17 protein-coding genes and 1 pseudogene are annotated in these 15,835 nt (G+C 65.0%); 13 read left to right on the plus strand and 5 right to left on the minus strand.

The features are described from left to right. Positions 1-9: 9 nt before the first annotated feature. The 8 genes from A5651_RS11025 to A5651_RS11060 all read left to right on the plus strand — a co-directional run bounded on the left by A5651_RS11025 (position 10) and on the right by A5651_RS11060 (position 8,784). Positions 10-1,212, plus strand: coding sequence for an MCE family protein (locus A5651_RS11025; RefSeq protein ID WP_066979676.1), 1,203 nt, complete (start codon positions 10-12; stop codon positions 1,210-1,212). Continuing rightward, entirely contained in the window at positions 1,212-2,246 is a 1,035-nt protein-coding gene (locus A5651_RS11030) for an MCE family protein (protein WP_066979679.1), read from the plus strand. Before A5651_RS11025 ends, A5651_RS11030 begins: the two co-directional genes overlap by 1 nt. Next, positions 2,239-3,297, plus strand: a complete 1,059-nt coding sequence (locus A5651_RS11035; protein WP_066979682.1) for an MCE family protein — start codon at positions 2,239-2,241, stop codon at positions 3,295-3,297. The genes A5651_RS11030 and A5651_RS11035 overlap by 8 nt, the downstream gene beginning before the upstream one ends. Further along, the gene (locus A5651_RS11040) at positions 3,294-4,718 is read left to right on the plus strand and encodes an MCE family protein (protein ID WP_066979685.1); all 1,425 of its coding nucleotides are present in this window, start codon (positions 3,294-3,296) and stop codon (positions 4,716-4,718) included. Before A5651_RS11035 ends, A5651_RS11040 begins: the two co-directional genes overlap by 4 nt. Positions 4,719-4,786: 68 nt before the next feature. Beyond that, positions 4,787-5,908: an MCE family protein gene (locus A5651_RS11045; RefSeq protein WP_369803938.1), complete on the plus strand. Its 1,122-nt coding sequence runs from the start codon at positions 4,787-4,789 to the stop codon at positions 5,906-5,908. Then, positions 5,909-7,594 (plus strand): virulence factor Mce family protein, encoded by a 1,686-nt coding sequence (locus A5651_RS11050; RefSeq protein WP_066979692.1) that lies wholly within the window; start codon positions 5,909-5,911, stop codon positions 7,592-7,594. Then, on the plus strand, positions 7,595-8,290 hold the full coding sequence (locus A5651_RS11055) for a mammalian cell entry protein (RefSeq protein ID WP_066979695.1): 696 nt from the start codon (positions 7,595-7,597) through the stop codon (positions 8,288-8,290). Continuing rightward, complete coding sequence (locus A5651_RS11060; RefSeq protein ID WP_066979698.1) at positions 8,290-8,784, plus strand: mammalian cell entry protein; 495 nt, start codon at positions 8,290-8,292, stop codon at positions 8,782-8,784. Before A5651_RS11055 ends, A5651_RS11060 begins: the two co-directional genes overlap by 1 nt. On the opposite strand, the gene A5651_RS11065 is transcribed toward A5651_RS11060, so the two are convergent. The 4 genes from A5651_RS11065 to A5651_RS11075 all read right to left on the minus strand — a co-directional run bounded on the left by A5651_RS11065 (position 8,771) and on the right by A5651_RS11075 (position 11,402). Continuing rightward, complete coding sequence (locus tag A5651_RS11065) at positions 8,771-10,240, minus strand: trehalose-6-phosphate synthase (RefSeq protein ID WP_066979700.1); 1,470 nt, start codon at positions 10,238-10,240, stop codon at positions 8,771-8,773. The two genes, A5651_RS11060 and A5651_RS11065, sit on opposite strands and share 14 nt — an antisense overlap. Further along, a complete protein-coding gene (locus A5651_RS25705) occupies positions 10,241-10,405 on the minus strand; it encodes a hypothetical protein (RefSeq protein WP_165604084.1) in 165 nt (54 codons plus the stop codon). Positions 10,406-10,430: 25 nt separating this feature from the next. Next, positions 10,431-10,826, minus strand: a complete 396-nt coding sequence (locus A5651_RS11070; protein ID WP_369803935.1) for an intersectin-EH binding protein Ibp1 — start codon at positions 10,824-10,826, stop codon at positions 10,431-10,433. Between the two features lie 219 nt (positions 10,827-11,045). After that, a complete protein-coding gene (locus A5651_RS11075; RefSeq protein ID WP_066979706.1) occupies positions 11,046-11,402 on the minus strand; it encodes an intersectin-EH binding protein Ibp1 in 357 nt (118 codons plus the stop codon). A 351-nt stretch (positions 11,403-11,753) separates the two neighbouring features. Between A5651_RS11075 and A5651_RS11080 the strand changes: the two genes are divergently transcribed. From A5651_RS11080 to A5651_RS11100, 5 genes and pseudogenes are all read left to right on the plus strand, one after another. Then, on the plus strand, positions 11,754-12,689 hold the full coding sequence (locus A5651_RS11080) for an enoyl-CoA hydratase (RefSeq protein WP_066979971.1): 936 nt from the start codon (positions 11,754-11,756) through the stop codon (positions 12,687-12,689). Between the two features lie 50 nt (positions 12,690-12,739). Next, positions 12,740-13,579, plus strand: coding sequence for an SDR family oxidoreductase (locus A5651_RS11085; protein WP_066979968.1), 840 nt, complete (start codon positions 12,740-12,742; stop codon positions 13,577-13,579). A 73-nt stretch (positions 13,580-13,652) separates the two neighbouring features. Then, positions 13,653-13,886: a hypothetical protein gene (locus A5651_RS11090; protein WP_066979708.1), complete on the plus strand. Its 234-nt coding sequence runs from the start codon at positions 13,653-13,655 to the stop codon at positions 13,884-13,886. A 25-nt stretch (positions 13,887-13,911) separates the two neighbouring features. Beyond that, positions 13,912-14,499: a TetR/AcrR family transcriptional regulator gene (locus A5651_RS11095; protein WP_066979711.1), complete on the plus strand. Its 588-nt coding sequence runs from the start codon at positions 13,912-13,914 to the stop codon at positions 14,497-14,499. Between the two features lie 30 nt (positions 14,500-14,529). Continuing rightward, positions 14,530-14,878 (plus strand): annotated as a pseudogene (locus A5651_RS11100) (SDR family NAD(P)-dependent oxidoreductase); the annotation flags it as partial. A gap of 80 nt (positions 14,879-14,958) precedes the next feature. On the opposite strand, the gene A5651_RS11105 reads toward A5651_RS11100, so the two are convergent. Next, entirely contained in the window at positions 14,959-15,678 is a 720-nt protein-coding gene (locus A5651_RS11105) for a cutinase family protein (RefSeq protein WP_369803939.1), read from the minus strand. Positions 15,679-15,835 lie beyond the last annotated feature (157 nt).

The following is a 15,835-nucleotide window of genomic DNA, read 5'->3' on the forward strand; positions in this document are numbered from 1 at the left end:
TGGGGGACTTTGTCTGACGGAGACGCCAACCGCAGTCACGTGAGGATCGCCGCCGCGATCCTCACCGCGCTGGTCGTGGTCGCCGTCGTGTTCACCTACCTGTCCTACACCGCCGCGTTCACCTCGACTGACAAGGTCACCGTCACCTCGCCGCGAGCCGGCCTGGTCATGGACCGCGACGCCAAGGTGAAATACCGCGGCATCCAGATCGGCGAGGTCTCGGCGATCGACTATGCGGGCGACCAGGCGAAGTTGACGCTGGAGATCGCCAGCAGCCAGATGCGATACATCCCGTCCAATGCCCCCGTGCGTATCGCAAGCACAACGGTTTTCGGCGCCAAGTCGGTCGAGTTCGTCCCACCCGCCAAGCCGTCGGGCAGTTCGTTGCGGCCCGGCGCTGAAGTGCAGGCGCAGGCGGTGCAGCTCGAAGTCAACACGCTGTTCCAGCAGTTGACCGACGTGCTGCACAAGATCGACCCGATACAGCTCAACGGCACGCTGAGCGCGATCGCCGAAGGCCTGCGCGGTCACGGCGATGACCTCGGCGCACTGCTGGCGGGGTTGAATTACTATCTGCAGCAATTCAATCCGAAGCTGCCGACGTTGCAGCGGGACCTTCAGAAGACCGCGACGGTGGCCAACATCTACGGCGACGCCGGACCAGACATCGCACGGATCCTCGACAACGCACCCACGATCAGCGACACCCTGGTCGACGAACAGGACAACCTCAACAGGACGCTGCTGGCCGCGACGGGCCTGGCCAACAACGGCACCGCGACGTTCGAACCCGCGCAGAACGACTACATCGCTGCGATCAACCGCCTTCGCGCGCCCCTGAAGGTGGCCGGCGATTACTCGCCGGAATTCGGCTGCATCTTGCAGGGCACCGCCCAGGCGGTCGACTTCTTCGCTCCGATCATCGGTGGCACCCGGCCCGGCCTTTTCACATCGTCCAACTTCCTGCCCGGCTCACCGGCGTACACATATCCGGAAAGCCTTCCGATCGTGAACGCATCGGGCGGGCCGAACTGCCGTGGTCTCCCCAATGTGCCGAGCAAACAGTTGGGCGGGTCCTGGTACCACACGCCGTTCCTCGTCACCGACAACGCTTACGTTCCTTACCAGCCGAACACCGAGCTGCAGTTCGACGCACCGTCGACGGCGCAATTTCTCTTCAACGGGGCGTTCGCGGAGAGGGATGACTACTGATGCAGCAGAAGCACCTCTTGCTCAAGGTCTCGATCTTCACCGTGGCGATGCTGCTCGTCGCGGCGATGCTGGTGGTCGTCTTCGGTGAGTTCCGATTCGCGTCGGAGAGCAAGTACCACGCGACGTTCACCGAAGCTTCGCGGCTGAAGGCCGGCAATGATGTCCGCATCGCCGGTGTTCCTGTGGGCACGGTCGGGGCGGTCAAACTGAACCCCGACAACACGGTCGACGTCGCGTTCGACCTCGACGAGCGCTACCAGCTCTACACCTCGACGCGTGCGGTCGTCCGGTACGAAAACCTTGTCGGCGATCGCTATCTCGAGATCACGGCCGGTCCAGGTGACCTGCGCAAGCTCCCGGCGGGGAGCACCATTCCCGTGCAGAACACCCAACCCGCCCTCGATCTCGACGCATTGCTCGGCGGGCTGCGCCCGGTCCTCAAGGGACTCGACGGCGAGAAGATCAACGAGGTCAGCAGCGCCGTCATGGAACTGCTGCAGGGTCAGGGTGGTGCGCTGTCCACGCTGCTGTCGACGACAAGCGCGTTCAGCCAAAACCTGGCCGCGCGCGACCAACTCATCGGAGATGTGATCAACAACCTCAACACCGTGCTCGGCACCGTCGACGAGAAGGGTGCCCAGTTCGACGCCAGTGTCGACCAATTGCAGAAGCTGCTCAGCGGTCTCGCGCAAGGTCGCGACCCTATCGCGGGTGCGATCGAGCCGCTCGCGACGGCCGAGAACGATTTGACCGATATGCTGCAACAGTCGCGCCGGCCACTGCAGGGAGTGATCGAGAACGTGCGACCGTTCGCGCAGCGGTTCGACGCCCGCAAGGCCGACGTCAACAAGGTCATCGAGCCGCTCGCCGAGAACTACCTGCGGCTCAACGCACTTGGCGCCTACGGGTCGTTCTTCAACATCTTCTACTGCTCCGTCCGAATCAAGATCAATGGCCCTGCGGGCAGCGACATCCTGGTCCCGTTCGGTGGGCCACCGGATCCGTCGAAGGGCAGGTGTTCCGAGGATGGCTAGGCCCGATGGCGGAAACCCGCTCCGCACAGGCGTATTCGGGATCGTGCTGGTGGTATGCCTGGTGCTGGTCTCCTTCGGCTACACCAGCCTGCCATTCTGGCCGCAAGGCAAGCCGTATGAAGCCTACTTCGCTGATGCGGGCGGGATCACTCCGGGCAGTGTCGTCAACGTATCGGGAATCACCGTCGGCAAGGTGACCGACGTGGCACTCGCGGGCGACACGGCGAAGGTGACGTTCACCGTCAACCGCGACGTCAAGGTCGGCGACCAGTCTCTGGTGGCCATCAAGACCGACACCGTTCTCGGCGAGAAGTCGCTGGCGGTCACACCCCGCGGTACCGGACGGTCGACCGTTATCCCCCTGGGGCGCACCACGACTCCCTATACGCTCAACACCGCGCTGCAGGACCTCGGCCAGAACGCCAGCGAATTGGACAAGCCACGGTTCGAGCAGGCGCTGCAGACGATCACCGACTCGCTTCGCGACGCGACGCCGCAGCTGCGGGGGGCGCTCGACGGCGTCACGGCCCTGTCGCGCAGTATCAACAAGCGCGACGAGGCGCTCGAGCAGCTCCTCGTGCACGCCAAGAGGGTGTCCGACACGCTGGCGCAGCGGGCTGGGCAGGTGAACCAGTTGATCGTCGACGGCAACCTGCTGTTCGCTGCGCTCGACGAACGGCGCCAGGCGTTGAGCAATCTGATTGCGGGCATCGACGATGTGTCGCAACAGCTGTCGGGTTTCGTCGCCGACAACCGCAAGGAGTTCAAGCCGGCGCTGGAGAAGCTGAACCTCGTCCTGGACAACCTGTTGGAGCGGCGCGAGCACATCGGTGAGGCGCTCAAACGGCTGCCACCGTTCGCGACGGCGCTCGGCGAGGTGGTTGGTTCGGGTCCCGGCTTCCAGATCAACCTTTACGGACTGCCTCCTGCAGGACTCGGAGAAGTGTTGTTTGACACTTACTTCCAGCCGGGCAAGCTACCCGACAGCCTCGCTGACATGCTCAAGGGCTACATCTCCGAACGACTGATCATCAGGCCGAAGTCACCATGACGTACGCGAATCCATCCCGGGGCCGCAGCCGCTGGCTGCGGATAGCGCTGGCCGTCGTGCTCATCCTCGCACTGGCGCTCGCCGCCTATGTGGTGTGGCCGTCGCGCACCGGCGACAAGCTCGTCGGGTACTTCACGTCGGCGGTCGGTATCTACCCCGGCGACGATGTCCGCGTCGTCGGTGTCCCGGTCGGGACGATCGACTCAATCGAGCCACGGGCCCGCGACGTCAAGATCACCATGACTCTGCACGACGGGGTCAAGGTGCCCGCGGACGCCAAGGCGCTGATCATCTCGCCAAACCTGGTTTCGGAGCGCTTCATTCAGCTGGCTCCGGCCTACACCGGCGGTCCAACGCTGTCAGACGGCGCGAGCATCGGGTTGGACCGCACGGCGGTGCCGGTGGAATGGGACGAGGTCAAAAAGCAGCTGACGGCGCTCAGCCGGGAGCTCGGGCCCAAACCGGGGTCGCTGCAGGGCCCGCTGAGCTCGGTCATCAACCAGGCCGCCGACACCTTCGACGGCAACGGCGACTCGTTCCGCCGGGCCCTCCGTGAGTTGTCACAGACGGCGGGACGCCTCGGCGACTCACGCGCCGATCTCTTCGGTACCGTCCGCAATCTGCAGGTACTCATCAACGCGTTGTCGAACAGCAACGAACAGATCGTGCAGTTCACCAACCACGTTGCCTCGGTATCGCAGGTATTGGCGGACAGCGCAACTGATCTCGACAACACGCTGGGCACACTGAACCAGGCGTTGAGTGACGTCCGAGGCTTCCTCAACGACAGCAACGATGCGTTGATCAAGCAGGTCAACAAGCTCACCGACTTCACCAGCATTCTGACTCAGCACAGCGACGACATCGAACAGGTCCTGCACATCACGCCCAACGGCCTTGCGAACTTCTACAACATCTACAACCCAGCGCAGGGCACCGTTGGCGGCCTGCTGACCCTGCCGAACTTCGCCAACCCGGTGCAGTTCATATGCGGCGGCGTATTCGACGCCGGCACCTCGACCGACAACTACAAGCGTGCCGAAATCTGCAGGCAGCGAATGGGTCCGGTGCTTCGGCGCATCACCATGAATTTCCCGCCCCTCTTATTCCACCCGATCAACAGCATCACCGCCTACAAGGGCCAGATCATCTACGACACACCGGAGACCGAGGCGAAGGCACAGACACCGGTGCCCTACCTGCAGTGGCAGCCCGCCCCGGGTGTCAATCCGCCGCAGGTCTCGAATCAGACCGACCTGAGCTCGTTGATGGTGCCGCCGGCGCAGTCGACGTCGCACGCCGGTGGTCCCGAGGCGGTGCCACCCGCCCCGGGCCCGGCGGATCCGAACGCCCCCGCGGCGGCACCGTCGGGCGGGGCGCCGCCAGCGGCGCCCCTTCCGGCCGAGGCAGGTGGAGGATGAGTAATCGATTGCGTATCAGTGCGCCCCGCGCCGCTCAGCGAACGGTGGCGCTGTCAGCCGGGGCCGTCATGCTTGCCGGCTGCTCCTTCGGCGGGCTGAACTCACTCAACATGCCGGGCACGGCGGGCCATGGTGGCGGCGCGTACAAGATCACCGTCGAACTGCCCGATGTCGCCACCCTGCCGCAGAACTCTCCGGTGATGGTGGACGACGTCACCGTGGGCAGCGTCTCCGGGATCGACGCCGTGCAGCGCCCGGATGGCACCTTCTATGCGGCAGTACAGCTTTCGTTGGACGAGAATGTCAAACTCCCCGAGAATTCGACCGCGAGGGTCGCCCAGACCTCGCTGCTCGGCTCGCAGCACATTGAGCTGGCTGCGCCCGCCGACGGAAAGCCGGTCGGCCGGCTCAAGAACGGTTCCCAGATTCCTATGGGCCGCTCCGGTCGCTACCCGACCACCGAAGAGGTGTTGGCATCGCTGGGCGTCGTGGTGAACAAGGGCAATCTCGGCGCACTACAAGACATCACCGAGGAGACCTACAACGCGGTCGTGGGACGGCAAGGCAGCTTCACCGACCTGGTTCCCAGGCTCGCGGAACTGACGTCGTCACTCGACCAACAGACGAACGACATCATCGCCGCTGCCGAAGGGCTGAACCGGTTCTCCGGAATACTGGCGCGCAGCAAGGACAGCCTCGGGCGCACACTGGACACGCTGCCCGCGGCACTCGAGGTGTTGAACAAGAACCGTGCCAACATCGTCGACGCGTTCGGCGCGCTGCAGCGGTTCGCCACGATCGGGGCCAACATCCTCGAGAAGACCAAGGACGACTTCGCCGCCGACTTCAAGGATCTGTTCCCGGTCATCAAGTCCTTGAATGACAACGTCGACTACTTGATCAAGGACCTGCAGTTCCTGCCGACCTTCCCGTTCCACTACAAGTACCTGCGTCGGGCCGTGCGGGGCGACTATCTGAACGTGTACGTGACATTCGACCTGACACTGCGTCGACTCGGCGAGTCCGTGTTCACGACCGCATGGGGCTTGGACACCAACATGGCGCACATGAGCGACGTCATCAATCCGCCCGACTTCCTCACCGGTGCTGTCGCCAACCTTTCGGGCCAAGCCGCGGATCCCTTCCAGATCCCGGCGGGCTCGGCAACTCAACACGACGAGGGGCCGTAAATGCTGGACCGGCTTACTCGCATCCAACTGTCGATCTTCGCGCTCGTCACGGTGCTCACCGTAAGTGCGATCGCGATCTTCTATCTGCACCTGCCCGCAGCGGTTGGCATCGGGGCCTACAAGGTGGACGCGAACTTCGTTGCCGGCGGCGGCATCTACGAGAACGCCAACGTCACCTACCGCGGGGTGACCATCGGCCAGGTGGAGTCTGTGGGGCTGACCGACGACGGTGTCGTGGCCCACATGAGGCTCAACAGCGGCACGCCGGTACCCGACAATGTCACCGCCACGGTCAAGAGTGTGTCGGCGGTCGGCGAGCAGTACATCGACCTCGTGCCGCCGGACAATCCGTCGTCGGGGAAATTGCGCAACGGTGCATCGATCGGGCAGGACCGTACGGCAATCGGTCAGGACATCTCGGGCCTGCTGGACGAGGCAGACAGGCTGGTGGCGAGCATCGGTGACACACGACTGCAGGATCTGCTGCGCGAAACGTTCAAGGCGTTCAACGGATCCGGGCCCGAGCTGGCGCGGCTGATTCAGTCGTCGCGGCTTCTGGTCGACGAGGCTAACAACAACTACGGCCAGGTGACGCAGCTGATCGACCAGGCCGGTCCGTTCCTTGACGCGCAGATCCGCGGCGGCGATGACATCAAGTCATTGTCCGAGGGCTTGGCGCGGTTCGCCGGTGAACTCGCCAACGCCGATCCGCAACTGCGGTCCACTCTGCAAACGGTGCCAGAGGCCGCCGACGCGGCCAACGACACGCTCGTCGGCATCCGTCCGTCCTTCCCGGTGTTGGCCGCCAACCTGGCGAACTTTGGCCGGATCGGTGTCATCTATCGCAAGTCGCTGGAGCAGGCACTGGTGATCTTTCCGGCGCTGCTCGCAGCGCTGAGCACCGTCGCGGGCGGTGTGCCCGCTGACGAGGGCGGCAAGCTGGACTTCAAAATTCACCTGCAGGACCCGCCGTCGTGCAACGTCGGCTTCATCCCGGCGACGCAGATCCGGTCGCCGGCCGACACCACACTGCGGGACATCCCGCCGGACCTGTATTGCAAGACCGCGCAGAACGATCCGGCCGTTGTGCGCGGTGCGCGCAACTACCCGTGCCAGGAGTTCCCCGGCAAGCGAGCACCGACCATCCAGCTCTGCCGCGATCCCAAGGGCTATGTGCCGCTGGGCACCAACCCGTGGCGCGGTCCGCCGATCCCGTACGGCAGCGTGCCGATTGATGACGGCCGGATGATCCTGCCGCAGAACAAATTCCCGTTCATTCCGCCGCAGGTGGACCCGGATCCGGGCCCGCCGGTGGTGCAGCTGCCCCCGGGTGTTCCGCCGGGGCCTGGTCCGGCTCCGCACGCGCCGTTCCCGCTGCCGGTGCCGCCGAACGAGCCGGGTCCGCTGCCGCCGCCGTGGCCGTTCTACGCGCCACCCGATCAGGTGGTGCCGCCGTACGGCAGGACGCCGCCGCCTCCGGCCGGGGGTGCGCCGCTGCCGGGTCAGGCGCCCGCGGAGGCGCCACCGCTGCCCGCCGAGGCGCCGCCGATGGCGAGTGCGACGTATGACCAGAACGGCAAGTTCGTGGACCCGGCCGGGGGAACTGGCGTGTTCGCGGGTGGAACTGACACACTGGCGCCCGCGGAAAACTGGGTTGATCTGATGTTGGCTCCAAGGCAGGCGTAAATGGTTGAACAAACGGCTTCGACGCAAGCGTCGCCGAAGCCGGCGGGAAGGCGTCGTGCGTCCAGGGCGGCGGGGCCCGCCGGAGACACGGCTGCTACCGCGGCGGGCGTGACGGTCAAGGCGCCGAAACCCATCAAGGTCCGGCTGCCCAAGCCTGTGGCCCCGCCGCCACGCCGGCAATCCCACCGAGGGCTGGTGGCACTGGTGTCGCTTACCGGTGTTCTGGTCGCGGTCATCGCGCTGGGTCTAGGCCTCTTCTTCGGCGTCAAACACCTACGCGGCGAGCAGGCCGAGCAGGCGCAGAACCAGCTGTTCGTCGACACCGCGGCGCAGTTTGTGGTGAACATGTTCAGCTACACGCAGAATTCGATCGACGCCGACGTGGACCGCTTCGTCAACAGCACCAGCGGCCCGCTGCGCGACATGATGAGCCAAGGCCAGAACGCCGAAAACCTCAAGCTGCTATTCCGCGACACCAACGCCAATGCCGAGGCGGTCATCAACGGCGCTGCGCTGGAGAAGGTCGATCCCATCGCACACCGGGCGGATGTCCTTGTGGCGGTTCGTGTGACGGTGACCGACCTCGACGGCAACAACCAGCCGTCCAAGCCGTACCGGCTCCGGGTGACCGTCGCCGAGGACGACAACGGCCACATGTCGTTCTACGACCTGAAGTACCCCGACGGGGGCAACTGATGTCCATCAAGGCCGCCAAACTGGTTGGCGCGTTGACGATCCTGCTCGCCTGCGGTTTTGTCGCACTGGGCGCCGCGGGCGGTTGGTACTACTGGACCGGGGTGGAGATCGCGGGCGAGAACGAGGCCCGCACCGTCCTCGTCGACAAGGCGAAGGACCAAATCCCCAAGGTGTTCGGTTACGACTACCAGACCGTCGAGCGCACCCTCAACGACATCTATCCGCTCCTGACGCCGACCTACCGCCAGGAGTTCAAGGACAGGGCCAACAAGGACATCATCCCGCAGGCACGCGACCGGCAACTCGTCAGCCAGGCCAATACGGTCGGGGTGGGAGTGCTGGCCGCACAACGCAATTCAGGGTCGGTGATGGTGTATCTGAACCGCACGGTGACCGACAAGTCCAAGCAGCCGATCTATGACGGCAGCCGGCTGAAGGTCGACTACGTAAAGGTCGACGGTCAGTGGCTGATCAACTACATCACACCGATCTGACGTCATCACCCGTGCGCGTGGACGCCAGCGCATCAAGGAAGGACCGCGCCCAGCGGTCGACATCGTGCGCCAGCACCTGCCGGCGTAGCGCCCGCATCCGGCGCCTGCCTTCCTCCGGCGTTTGATTCAGCGCTTCCTCGATGGCGTCCTTGACACCGTCGAGGTGGTGCGGATTGGCCAGGTACGCCTGGCGGAGTTCGGCTGCTGCGCCGGTGAATTCGCTCAACACGAGCGCGCCGCCGAGATCGCTGCGACAGGCCACGTACTCCTTGGCCACCAGGTTCATGCCGTCACGCAACGGGGTCACCAGCATCACGTCCGCCGCGACGAAGAAGGCGATCAGTTCGTCGCGCGGGACCGCCCGGTGGATGTAGTGCACGATCGGGTGGCCGATCTCACCGAACTCTCCGTTGATGTGCCCTACCTGGCGCTCGATGTCCTCGCGCATCTCCTTATAGCTTTCGACGCGCTCACGGCTCGGGGTGGCCAGCTGTACGAGCACCGTGTCGTCACGTTTGACGCGGCCCTCGGTGAGCAACTCCGAAAAAGCTTTCAGCCGAACATCAATGCCCTTGGTGTAATCAAGCCGGTCGACACCGAGCAGGATCTTGCGCGGGTTTCCCAGTTCACTGCGCAGCTCGCGGGCACGCTGCCGGACATTTCTCGCGCGCGCCTTGCTGTCGAGTTCACCCGAGTCGATCGAGATGGGGAAGGCGCCCACTTTCACCGTGCGGAAACCGACCTGGACCTCACCGAAGCGGGAGCGGACGCCGACGGTCGCGCGGGATGTGTTGGCGCCCACCAATCGTCGCGACAGGATCAGGAAATTCTGGGCACCCCCGGGAAGGTGGAAGCCGACCAAGTCGGCGCCCAGCAGACCTTCGATGATCTCGGTGCGCCACGGCATTTGCATGAACAGCTCGACCGGCGGGAACGGGATGTGCAAGAAGAAGCCGATGGTGAGGTCGGGTCGCAACATCCGCAGCATCTTCGGCACCAGCTGCAGCTGATAGTCCTGGATCCACACCGTCGCGCCCTGGGCCGAGGCGCGCGCGGTGGCTTCGGCGAAGCGCCTGTTCACCTCGACGTAGCGGTCCCACCACTCGCGGTGATAGATCGGCTTCACGATGACGTCGTGATACAGCGGCCAGAGCGTGGCGTTGGAGAACCCTTCGTAGTACATCGCGACATCGTCGGCCGACAGCGAAACCGGATAAAGGCGCAGATCTTCCTCGACGATCGGTTCCTCGTCGCTGTCGGGAATGCCCGGCCAGCCGATCCATGCACCCTTCCGGCGCCGCAGCAGCGGCTCCAGCGCCGTGACGAGACCGCCGGGACTGCGCTTCCACTGTGTGGTTCCGTCGGGCAGCCGTTCCATGTCGATCGGCAGCCGGTTGGCGACGACGACGAAGTCGGCGTTGCCGGAGCCGGGTTGCTGGCCGCCCCCCGGACTCACTTATGCCTCTTGCTTCGCCGGTCCAATGCCGAGCATCGACAGAAAGATCCGGCACTCGTCAGCGTCGGTCGCGTAGGCCGCCACGACGCGCCGGGCCTGCCTGGCGGTGCTGTCGGCTAGCGGTTCGACGTCGCCGAGCTCGGCGGGATCAGATTTTGCAGCCATGACACCACCATATATCCGGCTCGGGCTAACCGACGCTCCCGGTGGAGCCGGTGGCCGTGGGGCTGCTGCTGACCTCGGACTGCGGCTGCACCGGCGGAGCCATCGCGGCGCCTTCCTCGGCGAGGCCGATGCACTGGCCGGAGTTGTGACCGGTGCAGGGGATGCCTGCGCCGCCGCCACCAGGGATGCTCACTGCGGCCAGGTCGGTGTTGCCGCCGATCGCCTGGTAGGGCTGGCCGGCGTTTGGCACGAGATGGGGGATGCACAGCGAGGTGTAGAGGTCGTGCTCTTCGCCGCCTGGGCACTGGGCGAGGGGAGTGGCCGCCGGCGTCGGTGTCGCGACGAAGGCGATCGCGGGCGCTGCCGCAACCGCGAGGGCGAATCCACCGGCAATGATCAGTCGTCGCGCTGAAAACTTCATGGTCGCCATCGTCACGCTTTCTGTTGATTTCCTGACAGGTATCGTCCGGAAGATTGTATGGAAGCTGGACAGTATCTGCTGGAATTCGCAGGGTTTCCTGTCGGTTCGGCGGTCCATTTGTGCAGGCCAGAGAGCGAAACCGGGAAGGGCCGGACACGAAATATGTGTCCGGCCCTGATGTTTGAACCCGAGGCGCCAATTCGGCGCCGCCAATTGTATTTAGGGGCTTGCGCTGACCTCAGAATGCGGTACCGCGATGGGCCCCGCGGCGTTTTGTTCTTCGCCGAGGCCGATGCACTCGCCGGAATTGTGTCCGGTGCACGGCACGCCGCTGACCTCTGGGAGGCCGCCGACGGGTGAAGTGCTGGTGTAGGACGGTGAATTCGGTACGAGATCCGGCACGCAGATGTTGGTGTACTGGTCTTCGATTTCACCGCCCGCGCATGCGGTGACCGCGGGCGCCGCGACAGGGCTGGTCGAAGCTGCGAACACTGCGACCGCGGGACCGGCAGCGATCGCGACAGCGAAGCTGCCCGCGAGGAGCATCCGGCGTGTGGGTGAGCGGAAGGTCGCCATCGTAGCGCTTTCTGTAGTTTGCTGACCGTCTAACGGGGAAGCGTGGCACGTGCCGCCGATGGGCTGGCCGCCAGCCTGCGCTCCCTGCCGATGCCGTCTTCGAAGTTGTAGCAGGAGTTGGCATCTGCTGGGGCCAGCGTACCCTCGGAACCGTCTGAACACCGGCCGAATGCCCGCAACGAAGATTCGGTGCCGTCGCCGCTGTGAGCTCTCTGCCAGATTGCTGTGGCGAGGCTGGACGAGGTCCTGTCGCGCCCGCTCGCGCCGGGGCTTATCCCCGTCGGCAGGCCCGCTGACCGGAGAAGTAGTGTGCATTACATCTGATGAGTCGAACGTAACGAGGTGTGCACCGTGGCTAGCCCGGAAGAGACCAACGCCGAATCGGTTCCACCGGAGCCGGCCCAGCAGGTGACCTACGAAACCCTGGACGAAGGTCGCATCGCCCGCATCTGGCTCAACCGGCCCGAAGCGCAGAATGCGCAATCACGCACGCTTCTTGTGCAATTGGATGAGGCATTCGGCCGCGCCGAGGCCGACGACAACGTCAGGGTGGTGATCCTCGCCGGGCGTGGGAAGAACTTCTCCGCGGGCCACGATCTCGGTTCGGAGGAGGCGCTGCTGGAGCGCAAGCCCGGCCCGGCGCAGCATCCGACATTCCGCACGCACGGCTCGACCATGAGCAGCATCGCCGAGCGCACGTATTTGCAGGAGTGGCACTTCTTCTTCGAAAACACTCGCAGATGGCGGGATTTGCGCAAGATCACCATCGCGCAAGTCCAAGGCAACGCGATCTCGGCCGGGCTGATGCTGATCTGGGCCTGCGACCTGATCGTCGCCGCTGATGATGCGAAGTTCAGCGACGTGGTTGCCGTTCGAATGGGTATGCCCGGCGTCGAATACTACGCTCACCCATGGGAATTCGGCGCGCGTAAGGCCAAAGAGCTTCTGCTGACCGGCGATTCGATCGACGCCGACGAGGCGCACCGCCTCGGCATGGTGTCCAAGGTCTTTCCGCGCGCCGACCTGGAGGACAAGACCCTGGAGTTCGCACGCCGCATCGCCGAGCGGCCGACGATGGCCGCCCTGCTGGTGAAGGATTCGGTCAACGCGGCCGCCGACGCGATGGGGTTCACCGAGGCGTTGCGCCACGCTTTCCATATCCACGAGCTCGGCCACGCGCACTGGGCGGCGGCCAACGAGAACAGGTATCCGGTGGGGCTGCCGCCCGACGTGCCGGACTGGCGCACGCTCGGGGCCCCGACGCCAGCGCGTCGCGACACCCCTTGACGTGCGTGGTTCCATAACCAGAACCTGTTCTATTTTCCAAAGGAGTGGCGGTGCAGCTCTCGCTGGTGGATAAGACCGTGCTGGTCACCGGTGGCGGCAGCGGAATCGGCAAGGGCGTCGCGACGGCGGCCGCAGCGTCCGGCGCCAAGGTGATGATCGTCGGGCGCAACGCCGACAGGCTGGCTGCTGCCGCCGAGGAAATCACGACGAAGGCCGCCGACGGAGGCGCCGTGCGCTACGCGCCGGCCGACGTCACCAACGAGGATGAGGTAAGTCGGGTCGTCGCGGCGGCCACCGCCTGGACTGGCGCGCTGCACGGCGTGGTGAACTGCGCCGGCGGGAGCGAGACGATCGGTCCCGTCACCCAGATCGACTCCGAGGGGTGGCGGCGCGCGATCGATCTGAACATCAACGGCACGATGTACGTGCTCAAGCACTCCGCTCGGGAGATGGTGCGCGGCGGCGGCGGATCCTTCATTGGGATCTCGTCGATCGCGGCGAGCAACACACACCGGTGGTTCGGTGCCTACGGCGTGGCCAAGGCCGGCATCGACCATCTGATGCAGCTGGCCGCAGACGAACTCGGCCCCTCCTGGGTGCGGGTGAATTGCATCCGACCAGGGCTCATCCGTACCGATCTGGTCGCGCCGGTTTTCGAGATACCGCAGCTGAGCGAGGATTACGCGGCATGCACGCCGCTGCCGCGACCCGGCGAAGTGGAGGACATCGCAAGCATGTCGGTGTTCCTGCTCAGTGACGCCGCCAGCTACGTCACCGGCCAGGTGATCAACGTCGACGGCGGACTGATGCTGCGCCGCGGGCCGGACTATTCGTCGATGCTCGAGCCGGTGTTCGGTGCCGACGGGTTGCGCGGAGTCGTGTCGAGCTAGCCGGTGCGAATCACCGCCGTTTTTCGATGTGATTCCGAGGTCGCGACGGATTCTGCGGCCTACCCTCGTCGATATGTCTTCATCTCCCGACGACGGGGAACGAGTTCCGATCGAGAACGTCCGTTGCGGCGACCCCATCTACGACGCGGACGGCGGTTGCCAGCACTACAAAGTTCTCGAGCGCAGGGTCATTCCGGGCGGTGTCGTCCTCGAGCTCGAATGTTTGCATGACAACCAGTGCCAGGTGATCGAGAAGTCGTTCTCGGAGGGGTACATGGTGTCGCGATCGAGCCGCCACTTCCTGTAGTAGCCGGTCGTCTAGTCTCTTGCGGGTGGGGTCAGCGCACCAGCCGGTAGCCGACGGCGAGCTGAGGGTAGCCGAGTACAGTGCGGCGCGCATTCGTGTGCTCGATGCCGCATTGGAGTTGTTCGCCGAACACGGGGTGAGCGGGACCTCGCTGCAGATGATCGCCGACGCCGTGGGTATCACGAAAGCGGCGGTGTATCACCAGTTTCGAACCAAGGACCACATCGTCATCGCTGTTACCGAACGCGAACTCGGCAGGCTGGTGCCCGCACTCGAAGAAGCCGAAACACACGGCAAGGGATCACAGGCACGCGATGCGCTGCTGGTGGGCGTCATCGATATGGCGGTGCGGGATCGCGGGCTGGTGCGGACTCTGCAGTTCGATCCCGTGGTGGTGCGGCTGCTGGGTGAACACGAACCGTTTCAGCGGTTCATGTCGCGGCTCTACCGGGTGCTGCTCAACGACGCCGATGAGGACAACCTGATCCAGGTGGCGATGTTGGCGGGGGCCATCAGCAGTGCCGTCATGCATCCGCTCGTCGGTGATATCGACGACGACACATTGCGAGAAAAGCTGACCGACTTCAGCCGCCGGCTGCTGGGGCTGCACTGATCGTCGAAGAGGAGGTCCCGGTAACCGCGTGCCGCCGCCGAGATCGCCCGCGTCCTCCCCGTTATCCATGTGCTGATGAACAACGCCGGGGTGATGTTCACCCCGTTCGGCCGCACTGACGATGGTTTCGAAATGCAGTTCGGCACAAATCATCTCGGCCACTTCGAGCTGACCCGCCTGTTGCGCCGCAACTCGAGGCGGCCGAAGGCGCCCGCATCGTCAATTTGTCGTCGGATGGCCATCTGCTTGCCGACATCGACCTGGACGATCCGAGGGGGCACGCCCGCGGATACAACAAGTTCTCTGCATACGGAGCGTCCAAAACGGCCATAATTCTGCACGCCGTGGACTCGATCGCCGACTCCGCGATACGGGTGTCCCGGGCATCTGAACGGCACCGGCCTCGGCTGTGGGAGCTGTCGGAGGCGCTGTGCGCCGGCGGCTAACCGGCGGCGCGAGCTACCGCGAGGTCTGGTCGGCGGGGGCCGCTGCCACCTTCTGCGCGACGAACGTCGCGGCCTGGTCGGTCAGCCCGTTGGCCGGATACAGATTGTGCGCATTGCTGTCGCCGCCAGCGGGCGAGCAGATCGGGTCCTCGGGAATGCACAGGTCGGCCGTCTTCGCCGCGTAGAGATGCCCGACCGTGATCGGCGGTGCAGTGTTCGCGATCATCTGCAGGAACCCGCTCGACGGCTTGCCGAACAGCGCCACCGCGGCCACGTGGTCGGCGACTGCGGCAGGCATCGGGCCGGTCAAGCCGGCGGGCATCTGGAAGCCCGCGGGCACTGAGTCGGCGGTCAGGTACCCGGCCACGGCTGCCCCTTGGGAGAAGCCGCCCAGCACGATCTTCGTCGTCGGGCACTCCGCGGCTATGGCCTGAACCTTGTTGCTCGCGTCGATGACGCCGTCGGCAGCGGTCTGAAAGTCCAGCGACGCGGGATAATTCACCGGGTACACCTCGAGGGACTTGTCGCCGAGTTTCGATCGCAGCGAGTCGACGAACGCCTGGCCGGTTCCGCCGACCCCTGGTGCTTCGAAGGTCCCCCGCGCGAATACCAACTCAACGTCTGGACAGGGTGCAGCGGAGGCGGCGGGCGCAACGACTGCGGGCCCCACCAAGGCCCCCGACAAGGCCCCCGCCACGATTCCTGCGGCTGCGAACAAACGACTGACTGCGATCAAGTGACCCACCGCCTTTTTGTTGATTCTTACTAGGCGGGGGCCTCTACTCGCACTCCGCCTGGCATGGCTACCCAACGGCTCCGTCAGTAAAACCCTAACGCGCGAAAGCGGCGTCGTCACGTCGGCGCGACCACCGTGCTCGTCGATTCATCGC

Origin of the sequence: Mycobacterium sp. 1274761.0 (assembly GCF_001668615.1) — a bacterium.
Lineage (GTDB): Bacteria > Actinomycetota > Actinomycetes > Mycobacteriales > Mycobacteriaceae > Mycobacterium.